Genomic DNA, 14,490 nt, shown 5'->3' on the forward strand with positions numbered 1-14,490 from the left:
CAGGTCACCTCGACAGAGTACGCGAGCAGGGAATGAGGGGCGCTGGGGCGTCTTTTCCCCATTTCCTGCGCGCGCCGACCTCGTTGTGCTAAACGCACGACCCCCGGTCCGAGGTTGCGTGGATGCGGCACCGAGTCTCCCCCGTCCCGGGGTGGACGCGCAGCGTTTTCACTCACCCCGGCCGGGTAAGCGGGGGGCGACGGCCCGGGAAGCCGGGAGTGTCCGGAATGATGGATTTAGCCGACAACGTTGCGTAATCAGGCGACTACAGAGCATGATGGTGGCGGCGAAAGCGCCACATGTCGTCCGTGCCGCCTTGGGGAAGGCAGGCAGGGCGACCGGGGGGAATTGCCGGCTGGTCCGCGACGGGGTCGGTAGTACTGCAAGGGGGGACGTGTACACATGGGCATGATCACTGACTGGCCGTCGCTGGCGGCATGTCAGAACGGGGACCCGGACGCGTTGTTCGTACAGGGCGCCGAACAGAACGTGGCGAAGCGGATCTGCCGTAGCTGCCCCGTTCGGTACGAGTGCCTGGCCGACGCGTTGGACAACCGGATCGAGTTCGGTGTGTGGGGCGGCATGACCGAGCGGGAACGGCGGGCGCTCCTGCGCCGTCACCCGCAGGTGACGAGCTGGCGCAAGATGTTCGAGGCCGCGATGAAGAAGAACGCCAAGGACAAGGCCGGCGGCAAGGACAAGATCCTGGTCACCACCGCCGGCTGACGCCGGTCACGGTCGGCTGATCGCCGTACCGATCGTTCGCAGCCCGTCGACGTCGTGGACGTCGGCGGGCTGCGCCGTCACCGACACCGTCGGCACGGCCGGGAAGGCCTCGGTGAACCGCGTGGCCACGTGCTGCTCGCGTACCGCCAGCTGGGCCAGGGCGGCATGGGCGCGCAGCACGTCGACGGTGCCCTCGTGGCCCCCGGCCTCGGCCAGCCGCTCCGCGGCGGCCAGGCTCTCCGCCGGCCCCAGGTCCGGCACCGCCGGCCGGTGCACCCGGTTGAGCACCAGGCCCGCCAGCGGCATCTTCTCCTCGCCCAACCGGCCGGCGAAGTAGGCGGCCTCCCGGACCGCGTCCGGCTCCGGCGCCGCGACCAGCAGGAACGCCGTCTCCCGCGCCTGGAGGATGCGGTACGTCTGCTCCGCGCGCTGCCGGAAGCCGCCGAACATCGAGTCGAGCGCGGCGACGAAACCGGACAGGTCAGTCAGCAGTTGGGCGCCGAGCACCTTCTGGACGACCTTGGAGAACATGCCGAACGAGGCGGTCACCAGGCTGAACATGCTCCGGCCGCCGGTGCGGGCCGGCGCCAGCAGCAGCCGCAGCATCCGCCCGTCGAGGAACCGGGACAGCCGTGCCGGTGCGTCGAGGAAGTCCAGTGCCGACCGGGACGGCGGGGTGTCCACCACGATCAGGTCCCACTCACCCCGCGCGTGCAACTGGCCCAGCTTCTCCATCGCCATGTATTCCTGCGTGCCGGCGAAGGTGGAGCTCATGGCCTGGTAGAACGGGTTGGCGAAGATCTCCGCCGCCTTCGCCGGGTCGGTGTGCTGGAGCACCACGTCGTCGAAGGTGCGCTTCATGTCCAGCATCATGGCGTGCAGCTCACCGCCGCTGTCCTCGACGTCGATGCCCTTGACCTGGCGTGGCGTGTTGTCCAGCTCGGTCAGCCCGAGCGACTGCGCCAGGCGGCGGGCCGGGTCGATCGTGAGCACCACCGTCCGCCGGCCGTGCTGCTCGGCGGCCCGCAGTGCGAGCGCGGCGGCCGTGGTCGTTTTGCCCACCCCGCCCGCCCCGCAGCACACCACGATCCGTACGCCGGGATCGGCGAGGATCCGGTCGACGTCCAGCGGCGGCGGCGCCACGTTCTCGGAAGGCACCAATCGAGCGTATCGGGCCGGTCGGGTCCGCGCGCCCGTGCCGACGGCAGGTGTGAGTCAATCGGCCCGGACGAGGATCTCCGCCAGCCGGTCCAGACCCTCCCGGTCCACCCCGTCGGGCAGCAGCGGCAGCTCGGTCAGGGGCAGGCCCAGCTCCTCCAGGTCGGTGCGGAGCGAGTCCTCCAGTTCCCGGCGGACCGCCTGGTCGCGGGCCTCGGAGGCGAGCCCCGCGACGGTGCGCTCGTCGGCCGGCAGCCCGGCCGCGAGCAGGCCCTCGCGCAGCTCGGCGGGCCCCACCACGCGGCCGGCGGGGAGCGGTGGACGGGTGCCGTTCACGATGACCCGGCCCACTCCGAAACCGAGCGAGGTCAGTTCGGCGATCGCGTCGACCGTCTCCTGGACCGGCATCTCTTCCAGCAGGGTGACCACGTGCACCGCCGTCATCGGGGAGCGCAGCAGCGCGGAGACCCCCTCGCTCTGCGTCTTGATCGGCCCCACCTTGGCCAGCCGGGCCGTCTCGGCGGTGACGTTCAGGAAGCGGCCGATCCGCCCGGTCGGCGGCGCGTCCAGCACCACCGCGTCGTACGCCCGCCGCTGGCCGGAGGTGCGGGTGGTCGCTTCCTTCACCTTGCCGGTGAGCAGCACGTCCCGCAGCCCCGGGGCGATGGTGGTGGCGAAGTCGATCGCGCCCAGCTTGCGCAGCGCCCGACCGGCGGCGCCGAGCTTGTAGAACATGTCGAGGTACTCCAGCAGGGCCTGCTCGGCGTCCACCGCCAGGGCCCGCACCTCGCCTCCGCCGGGCGCGTCGGTCAGGTGCCGCTCCTCGTACGGCAGCGGGTCGGTGCCGAAGAGCTGGGCGATGCCCTGACGCCCCTCGACCTCCACCAGCAGCGTGCGCCGACCACCGGCGGCCAGCGCCAGGGCCAGGGCCGCGGCCACGCTGGTCTTGCCGGTGCCTCCCTTGCCGGTGACCACGTGGAGGCGGGCCGGCCACTCGGTACCGGCCGGATCGATGGGCCGCTCAGCTGCTCGCACCCGTCGAGCCTATCCAGCGGAGGGGGTCAGGCCACCTCGCAGACCCACCAACCCGTCTTCTTCACCACGGTGAACCGCAGCGGCTGGTCGGCGATCTTCTCGTCGGCGGTGGTCACGGTGAGCCGGGTGGAGACCGTGGCGCGGTCGCCGGTCTGGTTGTCGACCTTCGGGTTGCTCCACCGGAACCGGGGGTTCTGGTTGCTGGAGACGTACTTCTCCACCTCGGCGACCTTCGCGGCGATCTTCTCGTCGTCGCGGGAGTCGGCGCAGACCAGCTTGGTCGCCCTGGCGGCGTCGCGGTCCTTGTAGACGGCGGTGAGGAACTGCTCCACCGCGACGGCGGGTTCCTTGGCTCCCTCGCCCTCCTCGGCGTTGCGGAGGGTCAGGAACGTGACGACACCGCCACCGGCGCAGAGCAGCAGGATGACCGCCAGCGCGACGGACGCGATGACCACGCCACGCTTCCGCTTCGGCGGCTGGCGATCCTGGTAGGGCGGGTAGGGGGCCGGGGGCGGCGGGATCGCGGACGGGTCCTGCCGTGGCACGGGCGGCACGGCTGCGCCGGTGCCGGGTGGGATCGGGTTGCCCGGCTGGCCGGCCGGTGATCCGGTCGGGCCGCCGCTGGGTGGTTCGGTCATCTCTCCCCCACTGGGTGCGACGTCGGCGACGAGGTGGGTCGAGCCGTGAGCGCCCGTTCCGACCGGAAGGGTAGCGGTCTATCCGTCCCGTGGAGGGGGCCGGTCCGGCGGACGGACACGGCACCGGCAGGGGCCGATCCGCGGTCGCCTTCCTTACCAGGACTGTGTCGCATATGTGACTTCTGGTCACTCGCCGTGCGCGTCCTGTTGGCGGGACTCCGGGCCCGGACCTACCGTCGCTCGGGTGGGGGGACGGGCCGGCGGAGGCCGGACCCGACGGCGATGAGTGAAGGTACGACGCCCGGAGGCAGCGGCATGCGCGACGCGAACAACATCCCCCGACCCCAGGCTCCGGCGGCCGAGTGGGGTCGCCGGTCCGGTACCGGTGCCGGCGGGGACGGCGCGTCCGCCGGCCTGCCGGTCAACGAGCGGTCCTACCGGCGGCTCGCCGAGCCGGTGGACGTCCTGCACGTGCTGGACCGGCGTGGGGAGCGCGGCCGGGACGACGAGGGCCCCGGTTACGTCATCCACCTGCCGATCCGGGTCGCCAACCTGGCCGCGGCCACCGCCCTGGCCGGCACCGTGGCGACGTCGTTGAGCTTCCTGGGCGAGTTGGACGCCGGGGATACGACCGTGTCCACCGCCGACGACCAGAACAACCGGCACCGGGTCTTCTGCGACCTGCTGCTGCCCGACCGGTCCCGCTGCCCCCAGCCGTTCGAGCACGGCGGGCCCTGCGGAGAACCCCCGGTCGCCCCGGAACAGCGTCCCGCGCCCCCACCGTCGACCGGACCGTAGGCTGTCGGAGGAAAGAGTCACCTCCACCCAAGGGAGCCCTCCACCGATGCAGAAGTGGGAATACGCCACGGTCCCGCTGCTGGTCCACGCGACCAAGCAGATCCTCGACAACTGGGGCGAGGACGGCTGGGAGCTGGTCTCCGTGATTCCCGGGCCGAACCCGGAGCAGCTCGTCGCCTACCTGAAGCGCCCGAAGGGCTAGGGGCATGAGCGAGCGCAGCGAGCGAATCATCAGGCTCAGCGCGTCGGTGTCCCAGGGCGCCGGGGAGCGAAGCGAGGCGGCGGCATGAGCAACGGACCGCACGCGAAGCTCGCCGAGCTCGGCTTCGCGCTGCCCGAGGTGGTGCCGCCGGTGGCCAGCTACGTGCCGGCCGTGCAGTCCGGGCAGCACGTGTACGTCTCGGGTCAGCTGCCGATCGTGGAGGGGAAGCTGCTGGCCACCGGCAAGGTGGGTGCCGGTGTCTCCGCCGACCAGGCCAAGGACCTGGCGCAGCGGTGCGCGCTGAACGCGCTGGCGGCCGTCGACTCGCTGGTCGGCCTGGAGAACGTCGTCAAGATCGTCAAGCTGACCGGCTTCGTGGCGAGCGCCCCCGGCTTCACCGGCCAGCCCGGCGTGATCAACGGCGCCTCGGACCTGTTCGGGGCCGTCTTCGGCGAGGCCGGCCGCCACGCGAGAAGCGCGGTGGGCGTAGCCGAACTGCCCCTGGACGCCCCCGTCGAGGTAGAGGTCATCGTCGAGGTCGCGTAACCCTCCGTTCCCGCGATCTTGCACGTTCTGCCGGGACGAAGCCCCTGAACGGGTAGGAACCGGCGACTGGACGTGCAAGATCGCGGGGGGTTGCGGACGGGGCCGTACGATCGCAGCCATGGGCGGGCATGTGACGGCCCCGGCGGCGGCCCTCGCCGACGGGCTTCCGGACTGGGTTTCGTTGCTGCGGGCACCGAACCCGGGACCGATGACGCTCGACGGCACCAACACCTGGGTGCTGCGGGCACCCGGCGCGGAGCACGCCGTCGTGGTCGACCCCGGGCCGGCCGACGAGGCGCACCTGGCGGCCATCGCCGCGCAGGGGCCGGTCGGTCTGGTCCTGATCACCCACGGGCACCCGGACCACACCGAGGGCTCGACCCGCCTGCACGACCTGCTCGGCGGTGTGCCCGTCCGCGCCGCCCATCCGACGCACACCCTCGCCGCCGACCCCCTCGGCGTCGGCGCGCCACCCCAGGCTCCCGGCCTCGACCTGCGGCTGGTCCCGACCCCGGGGCACACCGGCGACTCGGTCTGCTTCCTCGTCGAGCACCGCGGCGAGCGGGTGGTCCTCACCGGCGACACCATCCTCGGCCGGGGCACCACCGTCGTCGCCCACCCGGACGGCCACCTCGGGGACTACCTCGGCAGCCTGGAACTGCTCTCGACGTACGCCGGCGTCCCGGCCCTGCCGGGCCACGGCCCGGCGCTGGCCGACTGCGGTGCCGCCGCGGACTTCTACCTCGCCCACCGGCGGGCGCGCCTGGACCAGGTCCGGGCGGCGCTCGACGCGGGGGCGACCACCGCGGCCGAGGTGGTCGCGGTCGTCTACGCGGATGTGGACCGTTCGCTCTGGTGGGCGGCGGAGTGGTCGGTCCGGGCCCAACTGGAATACCTGGGCCGGGAATCCCACGACGGTGACCCGGGGTTGGAGCAAGCGTGACCTGCCCGGTGTGCGGAACCGTCGCCGTCCCCGGCGCCCGGTTCTGCCACAACTGCGGGGCCGCGCTGCCGGCCGCCGCGACGTTGCCGGCGGCCGAGCGCCGGGTGGTCACCGTGCTCTTCGGCGACCTGTCGGACTTCACCTCCTGGTCGGAGGACCTCGACCCGGAACGGGTCGGCGCGGTGACCGACCGGGTCCTCGCCGCGCTGGCCGGGGCGGTGAAGACCTTCGGCGGGCACGTGGACAAGCTGACCGGCGACGGGATCATGGCTGTCTTCGGTGCGCCGGTCGCGCACGAGGACGACGCCGAACGGGCCGTCCGTGCCGCGCTCTCCATGCAGCGGGCCGTCCGCCGGGTCCTCGACGACGAGCGGGGCGGCGGTGCGCCGCTCGGCCTGCGCGTCGGGTTGAACACCGGCGACGTGATCGCCGGCATCCAGGCCGCCATCGAGTACACGGTCATCGGCGACACGGTCAACACCGCCGCCCGGCTGGCCGACGCCGCCGCCGTGGGAGCGGTCTACGCCGGAGCGCGGACCTCCGCCGCCACCCGGCACGTCGCCTCCTGGCGGGCGCTGCGCCCGCTGCGGCTCAAGGGCAAGCGCGAACCCGTCGAGGCGTACGAGCTGCTGGGTCTCCTGGACGCGCCGGGCACCCGGTCGGGCCTGGGCGACGAGGCACCGTACGTGGGCCGCGAGACCGAGATCGGCCGGGTCGCCGGCCGGCTGGCCGAGGTGATCGACCGGGGTGAACCCCGGGTGCTGCTGATGACCGCCGAGGCCGGTATCGGCAAGTCCCGGTTCGCCGCCGAGGTGGAACGCCTGGCCGCCGGTTACGACGTCGGTGCCGGTCGGTACGCCGCGCACACCGGCGCCCGGGTGCTCTCCGTCCGCTGCGCCGCCTTCGGGGAGCGGCGCCGACTCGCGCCGCTGGCCGACCTGGTGCGCGCGGCCACCGGCCTCCCCGGCGACGCGGCCACCGCGCTCACCCGGCCCGCCGTCGAGGAGCGGCTGCGCCGCCTCGGGCAGCGGCTCGGCCGGGCCGGTGCCCCCGCCGCGATCGCCACCGACCAGCTGCTGGCCCTGCTGGGGTACGCCGAACTGCCCAACGGAGGCCCCACCGACCAGGGCGAGTGGAGCACCGCCCAGCCGGCCGCCGACGCCGAGGCCGTACCCAACGCGGTCGCCGACCTGCTCAGCGCCCTTGCGGGGGAGGCGCCCCTGGTGATCGTCGTCGACGACCTGCACGACGCCACGCCGGAGACGATCCGTGCACTCGGGTTGACCCTGTCCCGCCTGTCCGGGCCGGTGCTGGTGCTGCTGCTCGGCCGGCCCGAGCTGGTGCGCACCGCCGGCGCGCTGACCCGGGTGGCGGACGCCGAGGTGCACGCCCTGCCACCACTGCGCGGTGCCGACGCGTCCCGGCTGCTCACCAGCTACCTGAGCGGCGGCAAACTGCCGCAGGCCGACGCCGACCGGCTGCTCGCCACCGCCCAGGGCAACCCCTTCTACCTCGCCGAGCTGGTCACGCTGCTCATGGAGCGGGGCGCGCTCACCGCGGGCAGCGGCAACGGATGGCGGCTCGTGCCGGGCTCGCTGGGCAGCCGTCTGCTCTCCCGGGACCTGGCCGCGGTGCTCGCCGCGCGTATCGACGCGCTGCCCAACGGCGCGCGCTCGGTGCTTCGGGACGCGGCCGTGGTCGGCGACACCGTGCCGGACGGTGCCCTGGAGGCGCTGCGCGACCAGCGCACCGGCCGGGACAGCCGCCCTGCCGCGGTGGCCGCCGTCGAGCTGGAGCGGGCCGTCGAGGAGCTGCTGCAGCGCCGGATGCTGCATCGCACCCGCACCGGATTCGCCTTCGCCACACCGCTCATGCGGGAGGCCGCGTACGCCGGGGTCAGCAAGGCCGAGCTGGCCGAACGGCACGCCGCTCTGGCCCGCTGGGCCGCCGACCCGCCCACCGGGTCCGCCGCGGTCGGTGGCTTCACCGAGCCGGCCCGGGACGACTTCGTCGCCGCCCACGTCGAACGGGCCGCGGCCCTGGCCGACGCCGTCGGGCTGCGGCCGGACACACCGGCCCGGGCGGTCGTCCCGCTCGGGGTCGGCGCTCTCGGCCGCTCCGCCCGCCGGTCGCTCCAGGCTGGCGAGCCGGCACTGGCCGTCGAGTACGCCGAGCGCGCCGCCGAACTCGCCCGGGGCGCCGTGCCGGCGGCGGACCGGGTGGTGCACGCCCGGGCCCTGCTCCAGGTCGGCCGTCCGGCCGACGCGCTCGCCTTCGCCGAGAAGATCGCCGCGAACGCCGGTGACGAGGCCGCCACCCGGGCCAGCGCGCTCCTGCTCGCCGGTCAGGCCCACCAGACGATGGGAGATCAGGCCCGCGCGGTCTCCTGCTGGCAGGAGGCCCTCCAGGTGGCGACCGCCGGAGACCTGCCCACGCTGCGCGCCTCGGCGATGCGCCGGCTCGGCATGGCCGACTTCATCGCCGGACGGCTCGGGAAGGCGAGCAGCCGGCTCGCCGCGTCGTACCAGGTCAGCGTCCAGGTGCAGGACCGGCGGGGCCAGGCGTGGTCGTTGCAGAACCTGGCCTGGGTCACCACCACCCGGGGCGACTTCGCCGGCACCGACGCGGTGCTCGGCCGGGCCGCCCGGCTCTTCGCCGAGTTGAAGGACCCGTACGGGCGGGCGTGGTTGCGCGGCACCACCGCGTTCGCGCGGCTGCTCGCCGGCCGGCTCCGCGAGGCCTGCCGGATGGCGCAGGTCTTCCTGCCCTTCGGGGAACGGGTCGGCGAGGCCTGGGCGGTGGGCACCCTGCGCGCGGTCGAGGCGTTCGCCACGGCGGAACTGGGCGAACTGGCCGAGGCGGACCGGCGTGCCCGGCGCGCGTACCGGGAGTTCGCCGCCGCCTCCGACGACTGGGGGCGCGGGTTCGCGCTGGTCGTACGCGGGGTGGTGGCACGCGGGCTGGGCGAGCCCGAGCACGCCGCCGATCTGCTCACCGACGCCATGTCGTACGCCGAGCGCACCTCCCACCCGCTGCTCACCGGGATGGCCGGCACGCTGCGCGGCTTCGTGGCCCTGGACATGGGGGACTGCGAGACGGCCGAACAGGCCGCCCGTGCCGTGCTGACCGCGGTGGAACCGCACAACCCGCAGGCACCCGCCCAGGTGGGTCCCCGCGTGCTGCTGGCCACCGCCCGGTTGGCCGCGGGTGACTCGGCGACCGCCGTCGGGCTGCTGGCCCCGGTCGCCACCGCCGCCGCCAACTCGCCGTCGCTGCTCTTCTCCCGCCGGCAGACGATGGCCCGGTACGCCTCCGCCCTGCTCGCCCACGGCCAGCGCGAGCAGGCGCTGGACTGGGCCCGGCGGGCGGTCGACGCCCCGGCCGAGGACGTTCGCAGTCAGGTCATCGCCGCCAGCGTCCTGGCCGAGGCGCTGGCCGCCTGCGGCCGACCGGAGGAGGCGTTGGCCAGCGCCGAGGAGGCGGTCCGCCTGGCGTACGCCACCGAGCAGCGCAGCGAGCGTCGCGCCGCCGACGCCCTCCGCGCCCGCCTGACCCCCGGCTGACCCCTCCCGCCCCCTCCGCGCCCTCGTCGCCCTCGTCGCCCTCCGCACCCTCGTCGCCCTCCGCCCGGCAGTTTCAGAGAAAGAGTGGTTATCCGGGGTGGAATGACCACTCTTTCCCTGAAACTGCGGGCCGCGGTCGGGTGAGTGGGTGGGTGGGTGGCGGGGCAGGTCTGGCGGTTTCGGGGATGCGGCTCGTCGGAGGTGACCGCTAGCGTGTCAGGTCCGGGGTGCGGTCCACTGTGTCGACCGCCGGGGTCAGGGGAGGGCCGTGATGAGGCTGCCGCGTTCCGGTGCCGGCTGGACGGTCGCCGTCTTCGGCCTGCTGGCGCTGCTGATGGGCGCCGTCGGGCTGGTCTGGCCCGAGGCGCTGCTGCGACTGCTCGGGTTCGAGGTGCCGGTGAGCCGCGCGGCCGGTGACTACACCGGCACCTTCCTGACGGCCTCCTCGATGGCCTCCTTCAACATGGGCGTCTACTACCTGCTCGCGACCGCCACCGAGTGGCGTCCCTTCTACCGGTTCACCGTCTGGTTCCGGCTGGTCACGTTCACCGTCTTCACCATCGCGGTGCTCTCCGACGTGGCACCGGACCGGTTCTTCGGGGTGGCGGCCTGGGAGGGGCTGGGCGCGCTGGCGACCGCCGCCGGCCTCTGGTGGGACGCCCGCCGGGCCGCGGGCACGCCGACCGGCGACGCCGGGACCGCCGCGCGATCGGGAAGGGCCGATGCCGTGGACGTGGATGCCGATGCCGGGGACGCCGGATCCGGTACGGGGCCCGTAGACGCCCCCGCACCGGGTGCGGCTCGCTGAGCGACCGGTCCCGTTGGGTATTTTCGAAGCTGTGACCGACACCCCGTCCGGCGGCCTGCCGATGCCCATCGTGCCCGGTCTGACTGATCTGAGAGTGTTTGCCCGAGGTGGGTACGCCACGATCTACAAGGCCACGCAGATCTCGGTCGGGCGCGAGGTGGCGGTCAAGGTGGAGAACCGCACGCTCGACAGCGAGCGCGACCAGGCCCGCTTCCTGCGGGAGGCGCGTGCCGCCGGGACGATGTCCTCCCACCCGCACGTGGTCGACCTCTTCGACGTCGGGGTCACCGTCGACCAGCACCCGTACCTGATCATGGAGCTGTGCGACGGGTCGTACGCCGAACGGATGCGCACCTCGCCGCTCGGCCCGGCGGAGGCCCGGGACCTCGGGGTGAAGATCGCCGACGCGATCGCCCACTCGCACGCGGCCGGGGTGCTGCACCGGGACGTGAAGCCGGCCAACATCCTCTACTCCCACTTCAACCCGGCGGTGCTGGCCGACTTCGGGCTGGCCGTGCTCGCCGAGATGCGCGACTCCTCGGTCGCGCTGGAGGTGCTCACCCCGGCGTACGCGCCGCCGGAGATGTTCAACCACAGCCCGCCGTCACCGGCGGTCGACGTGTACGCCCTGTGCGCCACGCTCTACGCGGTGATGCACGGCCGTCCGCCCCGCTGGCGCTCCGAGCGCAACCCGAGCCTGGTGACCGTGCTGGAGATGTTCCACCAGCCGGTGCCCGGCCTGCCCGGCGTGCCGGAGGCACTGGTCGACGTGCTGCGTGCGGGCATGTCCAACGACCCGGGGGAGCGGCCCGACGCCACCGAACTGCGCAACCTGCTGGCCGGTCTGAGCCTCCATCACGACGCGGAGGACCGGGCCGTGTCGGCGCCGCACCGACCGGTTCGGAGTTCCGGCCCGGCGGACCCGTACGACGGCCGCCAGTCCACGCGGCCCGCGCCTCGTCCGCCGCTGGAGGACCCGCACCCGACCGTGCCCACTTCCGACCGGCGGTGGCGACGGCGCTGGTTCCTCGGCGGGGCCGGGATGGTCGCCCTGGCCGCCGCGGTCGGCGCCGGTGCGCTGCTCGCCGACGGGCCGTCCGACCCGATGCCGACGCCGACGGCCGGCGTGGCGGCGACCAGCGGGCTGCGGCCGGCCTGTGCGGGGACGGCCCAGCTGCCGTCCGGCGCCGGTTGTGCGGACGAGCTGGAGTGCTTCGGGCCGATGCAGGTGCGGGGCGCGCGGGCCAGCGCGGAGCGGGTGTCCTGCGTGCGCGAGCACACGTGGGAGAGCTACGCGGAGGGTGAGCTCCCGGTGGGCCTGGTCGGTGCCGGTTACGACGAGGTCAGCGCCGATCCGGTGGTGCGCCGGGTGTGCAGCCCGAGCACCTTCCGTCTCACCAGCGGCATCACGTACACCAACGGGTGGAACCTGGAGGTGCTGCCGCCGAGCGGCGTGGACACCGACCGGACGTACCGCTGCCTGGCCGGGCGGGGCGTGGACGGGCTCGTCACACCGACCCTCACCGCCAGCTGACTCCCGGCGGCCGACCGGGCCGTCACCGTCAGCGGTGTCGCTCCCGCACCGCGCGCAGCGCCTCCCGGTTGTCGAGTGTCTCCAGGGTGTCGGCATCGATGCCGTAGAGCCCGTCGGGCGCGGGCAGGCTGGGCGTGGTCGGCGGCAGCGCGGCGCGCCGGTCCCGGTGCGCGGCGCCGGCCACTCCCGCCACGGCGGCCAGCAGCACGGCCACCAGCGCGAGAACCACGCCGAGGAAGTCCTGCCGGTGCCACACCAGCAGCGTCACCAGAAGCGCCGTCGCCGCCAACGCCGCGACGACCGCCACCTGTCCTGCGCCGGGCCTCAGTAACCTCACCCGTACCAGCATGGCGATGCCGGCCCGCCTGTCAACCGTGGACGGTGGCAAGAGACGGCCGAACCGCCGAACCGGATATGAGTAAGCGTCGCTTGTGAAGAAAACGTTACATCCGTTGACGTTTTGTCGGAGATGCGGCTCTTCTCCACGCGACATTCATTGCCCGCGATCTCTAGAGTGACGGGGGTCGAGCGTCGCCTCGACGAATCCCGTCGTCCACCGGAAGGCGTCCACATGCCACGACCAACCCGGTCCCTGGCCGCAGCAGGAATCGCCGGCGTTCTCCTCGCCGGTCTGGCGGTCGCACCCGCCACCGCCGCCCCCGACCCCTCCGGGTGGGGTCGCCCGGTCGTCCCGGACCGGACCAGTCCCGTCGAGGCGCGCCGCGTCGACCGGGTGCCCACGCCCACTCTGGACTGGTACGCCTGCTACGGCGACGCCGAGTGCGCCACCGTGCGGCTGCCGCTCGACTACGACAACCCCAAGGGCGCGACGACCGAGGTCGCGCTGCTGCGCGTCAAGGCCCGCGACCAGAAGAACAAGATCGGCAGCCTCTTCCTCAACCCGGGTGGACCGGGCGGGTCGGGCACCGACATCGCCCTCGCCGCGCCGTACTTCCTCGGCGACGAGGTGCTCGACCGGTTCGACGTGGTCGGTGTCGACCCGCGTGGCGTCGGCGCGAGCGAACAGGTGAAGTGCTTCCCGTCGGTCAAGGAGCAGGCGAAGGCGTACGCCGGGCTGAACGTGGCGTTCCCGTGGACGAAGGCGGAGGAGAAGGCGTACGTCGCCTCGTCGAAGGCGGTCAGCCGCGGCTGCTCCACGACCGGTCGTCCGCTCACCGGAGCGATGTCCACGGCCGAGGTCGCCCGCGACATGGACGTGCTGCGCCGCGCCGTCGGCGACGAGAAGCTCACCTACCTGGGCTTCAGCTACGGCAGCGCACTCGGGCAGTACTACGCCAACATGTTCCCCGACCGGGTGCGCGCGCTGGTGATCGACGGCGTCCTCGACCCGACCGCGTGGGTCGGCCGCAAGGGCGACAGCCGCTCGCAGGAGGACCGGCTGCGCAGCGCGCAGGGGGCGTACGCGGCGCTGCGGGAGATCCTGGTGCGGTGCGAGAAGGCCGGCGAGGAGCTGTGCTCCCTGGCCGCCGGTGACCCGGTCGCCTCGTTCGACCTGGTGGCGACGCGGCTGCGGCCCAAGCCGGCCGTGATCGACGATCCGGACTTCGGCCCGTTCACCGTCACCTACGCCGACTTCGTCGCCTCCACGCTCGGGGCGCTCTACGGTCCGTACGGCTATGAGCAGGTCGTCGGCCTCACCGCCGAACTGCTGGCCCTCACCGACCCGGCGTCGTCCGCGGCGGCCCGGACCGAGGCCCGCGCCGCGATCATCCGGCTCGCCGCGGAGGCCCGCCAGCAGCGTGGCTACGACTTCCCGTACGAGAACGGCCTGGAGACGTTCCTCGGGGTGGACTGCACCGACGCGTACCACCCGAAGGGCGCCGCGTCGTTCCCCGCGCTCGCGGCGAAGGCCGACCGGCGGGACCCGTACTTCGGGCGGCTCTGGGCCTGGGGCACGTCGCCCTGTGCCCGGGACACCTGGACGGTCCGCGACGAGGACCGGTACACCGGCCCGTGGAACCGGCGCACCAGCTCACCGGTGCTGGTGGTGGGCAACTACTGGGACCCGGCCACCAACTACCGGGGCGCGGTCGGCGCGGCGAAGCTCCTGCCGAACAGCCGCCTGCTGAGCAGCGACAGCTGGGGGCACACCGCGTACCGGACGTCGGAGTGCGTCACCGGAGCGGTCGACGCGTACCTGCTGCGGCGTACGCTGCCCGCGAAGGGCACGGTCTGCGTCGGTGACATCCAGCCGTTCGCGCCGCTGCCGGAGGTGCCGGTGGCCACCGAGCGGGCGGACGCGTCGAAGAGCGCCCGCGTCGCGCAGGACGCGCCGGGCCGGGGTGAGCCGAAGCGGCTCCCGCCGGTGGTCGCGCCGCTGCCGGCGGTGGGCACGCTGACCGTCCGCTGAGGACGCCGGGGTGGGGGGGGGGGGGGGGGGGGGGCCCCCCCCCCCCCCCCCCCCCCCCCCCCCCCCCCCCCCCACGCCGGTGGGGGTGGGGGTGGGGAGGTGGGTTAGGAGGCGGGTCAGGGTGGTTCGGGCGCTTGTGACCGAGACCTGTTGGCCGATGATCGCGCG

General features: G+C 73.8%; 12 protein-coding genes and 1 pseudogene. 9 read left to right on the plus strand and 4 right to left on the minus strand.

All coding sequences use genetic code 11. The features are described 5' to 3' along the window. Positions 1–402: 402 nt before the first annotated feature. Positions 403–726 (plus strand): WhiB family transcriptional regulator, encoded by a 324-nt coding sequence (locus tag ACIBR0_RS25665; RefSeq protein ID WP_357028670.1) that lies wholly within the window; start codon positions 403–405, stop codon positions 724–726. A 6-nt stretch (positions 727–732) separates the two neighbouring features. Here ACIBR0_RS25665 and ACIBR0_RS25670 read toward each other — a convergent pair whose 3' ends face one another. From ACIBR0_RS25670 to ACIBR0_RS25680, 3 genes are read right to left on the minus strand one after another with little or no spacing between them, the layout of a single operon-like run. Next, positions 733–1,887: an ArsA-related P-loop ATPase gene (locus ACIBR0_RS25670; protein ID WP_357028667.1), complete on the minus strand. Its 1,155-nt coding sequence runs from the start codon at positions 1,885–1,887 to the stop codon at positions 733–735. A gap of 54 nt (positions 1,888–1,941) precedes the next feature. Next, positions 1,942–2,919 carry an ArsA-related P-loop ATPase gene (locus ACIBR0_RS25675; RefSeq protein ID WP_396719801.1) on the minus strand — a complete coding sequence of 326 codons (978 nt, stop codon included), beginning with the start codon at positions 2,917–2,919 and terminating at the stop codon, positions 1,942–1,944. Between the two features lie 26 nt (positions 2,920–2,945). Further along, positions 2,946–3,557 carry a hypothetical protein gene (locus ACIBR0_RS25680; protein ID WP_396719803.1) on the minus strand — a complete coding sequence of 204 codons (612 nt, stop codon included), beginning with the start codon at positions 3,555–3,557 and terminating at the stop codon, positions 2,946–2,948. Positions 3,558–3,872: 315 nt separating this feature from the next. On the opposite strand from ACIBR0_RS25680, the gene ACIBR0_RS25685 reads away from it, so the two are divergent. The 7 genes and pseudogenes from ACIBR0_RS25685 (at position 3,873) to ACIBR0_RS25715 (ending at position 11,951) form a co-directional block, all read left to right on the plus strand. Beyond that, a complete protein-coding gene (locus ACIBR0_RS25685) occupies positions 3,873–4,355 on the plus strand; it encodes a hypothetical protein (RefSeq protein ID WP_396719818.1) in 483 nt (160 codons plus the stop codon). 46 nt (positions 4,356–4,401) lie between these two features. Next, the gene (locus tag ACIBR0_RS25690; protein ID WP_357028658.1) at positions 4,402–4,557 is read left to right on the plus strand and encodes a DUF4177 domain-containing protein; all 156 of its coding nucleotides are present in this window, start codon (positions 4,402–4,404) and stop codon (positions 4,555–4,557) included. 84 nt (positions 4,558–4,641) lie between these two features. After that, entirely contained in the window at positions 4,642–5,103 is a 462-nt protein-coding gene (locus ACIBR0_RS25695; protein ID WP_396719805.1) for a RidA family protein, read from the plus strand. A gap of 118 nt (positions 5,104–5,221) precedes the next feature. Then, complete coding sequence (locus tag ACIBR0_RS25700; RefSeq protein ID WP_396719807.1) at positions 5,222–6,046, plus strand: MBL fold metallo-hydrolase; 825 nt, start codon at positions 5,222–5,224, stop codon at positions 6,044–6,046. Then, positions 6,043–9,609 (plus strand): adenylate/guanylate cyclase domain-containing protein, encoded by a 3,567-nt coding sequence (locus ACIBR0_RS25705; protein WP_396719809.1) that lies wholly within the window; start codon positions 6,043–6,045, stop codon positions 9,607–9,609. The genes ACIBR0_RS25700 and ACIBR0_RS25705 overlap by 4 nt, the downstream gene beginning before the upstream one ends. Before the next feature lie 271 nt (positions 9,610–9,880). Then, positions 9,881–10,339, plus strand: a pseudogene (locus tag ACIBR0_RS25710) (hypothetical protein); the annotation flags it as partial. Between the two features lie 148 nt (positions 10,340–10,487). Then, a complete protein-coding gene (locus ACIBR0_RS25715) occupies positions 10,488–11,951 on the plus strand; it encodes a serine/threonine-protein kinase (RefSeq protein ID WP_396719820.1) in 1,464 nt (487 codons plus the stop codon). A gap of 28 nt (positions 11,952–11,979) precedes the next feature. Here the strand turns inward: ACIBR0_RS25715 and ACIBR0_RS25720 are convergent, their stop codons facing one another. After that, positions 11,980–12,288, minus strand: coding sequence for a hypothetical protein (locus ACIBR0_RS25720; RefSeq protein ID WP_396719811.1), 309 nt, complete (start codon positions 12,286–12,288; stop codon positions 11,980–11,982). Positions 12,289–12,522: 234 nt separating this feature from the next. Between ACIBR0_RS25720 and ACIBR0_RS25725 the strand changes: the two genes are divergently transcribed. Next, positions 12,523–14,322 carry an alpha/beta hydrolase gene (locus ACIBR0_RS25725; protein WP_396719812.1) on the plus strand — a complete coding sequence of 600 codons (1,800 nt, stop codon included), beginning with the start codon at positions 12,523–12,525 and terminating at the stop codon, positions 14,320–14,322. The last annotated feature ends 168 nt before the right edge of the window (positions 14,323–14,490 follow it).

The sequence above is a fragment of the Micromonospora sp. NPDC049497 genome, from assembly GCF_044465805.1.
GTDB lineage: Bacteria > Actinomycetota > Actinomycetes > Mycobacteriales > Micromonosporaceae > Micromonospora.

Bases quoted from the DNA above. Each gene is read 5' to 3' on its own strand.
- ACIBR0_RS25665 (WP_357028670.1), top strand. From the start codon at position 403: ATGGGCATGATCACTGACTGGCCGTCGCTGGCGGCATGTCAGAACGGG.
- ACIBR0_RS25680 (WP_396719803.1), bottom strand. From the start codon at position 3,557: ATGACCGAACCACCCAGCGGCGGCCCGACCGGATCACCGGCCGGCCAG.
- ACIBR0_RS25685 (WP_396719818.1), top strand. From the start codon at position 3,873: ATGCGCGACGCGAACAACATCCCCCGACCCCAGGCTCCGGCGGCCGAG.
- ACIBR0_RS25690 (WP_357028658.1), top strand. From the start codon at position 4,402: ATGCAGAAGTGGGAATACGCCACGGTCCCGCTGCTGGTCCACGCGACC.
- ACIBR0_RS25695 (WP_396719805.1), top strand. From the start codon at position 4,642: ATGAGCAACGGACCGCACGCGAAGCTCGCCGAGCTCGGCTTCGCGCTG.
- ACIBR0_RS25700 (WP_396719807.1), top strand. From the start codon at position 5,222: ATGGGCGGGCATGTGACGGCCCCGGCGGCGGCCCTCGCCGACGGGCTT.
- ACIBR0_RS25725 (WP_396719812.1), top strand. From the start codon at position 12,523: ATGCCACGACCAACCCGGTCCCTGGCCGCAGCAGGAATCGCCGGCGTT.